At 54.6% G+C, this 425-nt stretch carries 1 pseudogene; it reads right to left on the reverse strand.

Going from position 1 to position 425, the window contains the following annotated elements:
* Positions 1-115 precede the first annotated feature (115 nt).
* Positions 116-425, reverse strand: a pseudogene (locus tag BRO54_RS18960) (PLP-dependent transferase); the annotation flags it as partial.

A 425-nucleotide genomic window follows, 5' to 3' on the forward strand; every position in this document is an offset into this window, starting at 1 on the left:
TCATCCGGCTTCAACATGGCCGACGGCGGTTTTCTATTCGTCTATTCACCTTTCGATCAGTCTTTTGCGTGCAACACAACGTTGCCCAGTATAGAAAGCCGGTGATTTAACGAAAAAACGCATTAAACGGCGACAACGCTGCTCCCAAATCGCGCAAGAGCTGGATGCGCGCTTTCGTGATGTACGCCGCTTCGCCAACGGCGTCCACATACACCAAACCGTGGTAGCTCGGGTCTGGCTCGGTGAACTCCGGAAAACTTGCCGCTCCCTTTTCAGTCAAACTTGCCGCTGTCAACAATCACACCGCCGATCGAATTGCCGTGCCCGCCGATGAACTTCGTCGCTGAGTGGACGACGATATCGGCGCCGAATTCAATGGGCCGCAATAAGTATGGGCTGGCCACCGTGTTGTCGACAATGAGCGG

The organism is Geobacillus proteiniphilus, from assembly GCF_001908025.1.
In the GTDB taxonomy this organism is placed as follows: domain Bacteria; phylum Bacillota; class Bacilli; order Bacillales; family Anoxybacillaceae; genus Geobacillus; species Geobacillus proteiniphilus.